Annotated in this window: 2 protein-coding genes; both read right to left on the bottom strand. The window is 38.1% G+C overall.

Features of this window, described 5'->3' with window-relative positions:
- Nucleotides 1-156 precede the first annotated feature (156 nt).
- Nucleotides 157-1,479, bottom strand: a complete 1,323-nt coding sequence (locus H5072_RS16170; RefSeq protein ID WP_182694104.1) for a Na+/H+ antiporter family protein — start codon at nt 1,477-1,479, stop codon at nt 157-159.
- An 8-nt stretch (nt 1,480-1,487) separates the two neighbouring features.
- Nucleotides 1,488-2,767 (bottom strand): transglutaminase domain-containing protein (locus tag H5072_RS16165; RefSeq protein WP_182694103.1); only part of this gene is annotated, 1,280 nt, incomplete at its 5' end.

Raw genomic sequence — 2,767 nt, 5'->3', positions numbered from 1 at the left:
ACAGAGTGAGTATTAACTAAAAAAGTAATCAAACTGAAGGGAATTGATAGGGGTGAGAGTTGTTGGATTTGGATACTAAAAAGGTATGCTTTTAACATACCTTTTTGGTTATATTTAGCTTTTAATTACATTTATTAATACTTACATAAATACTTTTTAAAGTACCATTGCTGCAATCCAGCCAAATATCAGCAGCGGTATGTTAAAGTGAATAAACGTTGGAATAACAGAGTCTCTAATGTGGTCGTGCTGGCCATCGGCATTTAAACCCGATGTTGGGCCAAGCGTTGAGTCTGAAGCAGGAGAGCCTGCATCACCTAAAGCGCCCGCAGTACCAACAAGCGCAGCGGTAGCCATAACAGAAAACCCAAGATCTAAACACAAAGGAACAAACAAAGTTGCAATAATAGGCACTGTTGAAAACGAACTGCCAATTCCCATTGTAATTAATAACCCGACTAACAAAATAACACCGGCGGCCAAAGGTTTATTACCATCAAAAAGGGCGGCTGCGCTGTGTACTAAGCTTGCTACATCGCCAGTGGCTTGCATAACCGATGCAAAACCTTGTGCCGATATCATAATAAAGCCAATCATGGCCATCATCGCAACGCCTTTACTAAATACGTCGCCGTTTTCTTCCCACTTAACTACACCAAATACACTAAATATCATTACACCTACTAAGCCACCTAAAATCATTGAGCCACTTAGGTTTTGTGCAACAAGTGAGGCAAGTACTGCAAAAAGCCCCACAATCATTACTTTTTTAGGGTTTTCTACCTCAGCAGATTTACTCACAGTTGTTAATGGGAGCTCGGTGTATTCGCGGCGTTTTTTGTAAGTAATAAATACCGCAATAAGTAACCCAATAAACATACCTAATGCAGGAATTATCATCGCCACAGGGACTTGGGTATTTACAATGTCTAGGCCGTTATCAACTAGGTTTTTGTGCAAAATCGAATATAAGTAAATACCCCCAAAACCATAAGGAAGCACCATGTAAGACGTTGCTAATCCAAATGTTAAAATACACGCTATAGCACGCCTGTCTAATCTTAACTGATTAAAAACAACAAGTAACGGCGGGATCAAAATAGGAATAAACGCTATGTGTACAGGGACTAAGTTTTGCGAAGAAATTGCACAACCTAAAATAATTAATAAAATGAAGTAACTTAAAAATGTTTCATTACCGCTGCCTTTTGCATTTACTTTAGCAAGTAGCTTATCAGCGAGAATGCGTGTTAAACCCGACTTAGAAATAGCAACGGCAAACGCGCCGAGCATAGCATAACTTAGTGCAATTTCAGCTCCAGCTGAAAGGCCAGAATTAAACGCATCAACACTTTCTTTTATGCCCAAGCCTGCAGTAAGACCTGCAACTAACGCGCTTATGATCATGGCAACAATGACGTTAACGCGAGCAAGAGATAGCCCGAGCATTAAAATAACGCCTATAACAACAGCATTCATAGTATTCTCTATTTGGAAATTTTAATTAATTTTATCAGATCTTTAGCCTGAGTTTTACGCTCTTTCGTAAAAGGTTTTTTACCATAGCGTACTTGGTTAAATAACTGCCTAAAAGTGTTTATAGATTGTGCAGAACGAGGAAGTTGATCAGCAAAAAAGTCTAACTGCTGACTCGGTGTTAAATTATTGGGTGTATTTATTTTTTGTTTTTTAGCCCATGCTTTTACTTCATAAAACTCTTTAACCATAGGCGCTAATTTAGACGGGCGTTTTGGCAAGTTTAAATAAATAAAATAACCTATAAAACAAAAACCAGCTGTTAGTAAAACCATTAATGGTACAAGCCAAATGTTTTTACTACCAAAAATCGATTGTAAAAAATCATTTTGTTTTTCTTCGTCAAAACCAAGTACCCAGCTAGACCATTGATAATCGAGGTTTTCAAGTTCCAACCTTAACCAATTAATAGCGGGGAAATTACTTAAACTCACTAAACCAAAATCAAGGTTACTTTTAAATTCGTCATTCAGCTCTTCGTTCTGCGAAAGTGAGCCATTTAAACGCTCCGGAGCTACAACAGCGGTTGCATCAAAAATAACCCAACCTTCGTTTTGTAAAAATACTTCTACCCATGCGTGTGCGTCGTATTGGCGAACAGTGAGCGTATTATTATCTTGATTTAATTCGCCCCCTAAATAGCCACTTACTAGTCGAGCGGGTATACCCGCGGTTCTAAAAATGTACGCGGCGGCACTGGCATAGTGGCCACAAAAGCCACGTTGGTTTTCAAATAAAAATTGGTCAATTGTATTATCACCGCTCATAGGCGTGGGTGTTAACGTGTAAGTAAATCCCGTACCTGCAAAGTATTGTAATAAGCGGTTATAAAAATCGCGATCAGAGTGTGTATTTTGCTTTAAGTTTTTAGCAAGTGATGATGTTTTTACATTCTTTTTATTGGAGAGGTATTTGTAGCGTTTTTCTTCAAATTCGCCAAGCGGTAAAGCTTTGAAGTTAAAGCTATTTACATCGTATTGTAAGTTTTTAGCTTGGCGACTTTTTTTACGCAATAAACCTAGCGAATTACCTTCAACATTTGGTGAGTTACTACTGGAATAGGCTAAACCATAGAGCCATTTTTGTGTAGCAGGCTCTGTAATAACTGAGTAGCTTGCAATAAGTTGCTCATCATTTTCGCTCTGCGTATTTGTTTTTACATTATTATATTTTAAAAAGTCAGACGTAAGCCACGCATTACCATTAAACTCATCATGGACTATTGCTCGCC

Origin of the sequence: Pseudoalteromonas sp. SR45-5, assembly GCF_014163565.1 — a bacterium.
GTDB lineage: Bacteria > Pseudomonadota > Gammaproteobacteria > Enterobacterales > Alteromonadaceae > Pseudoalteromonas > Pseudoalteromonas distincta.
This window is presented reverse-complemented; position numbering and strand designations above follow the sequence as displayed.

Coding starts and splice junctions, on each gene's coding strand:
- H5072_RS16170 (WP_182694104.1), bottom strand. CDS start 1,479: ATGAATGCTGTTGTTATAGGCGTTATTTTAATGCTCGGGCTATCTCTT.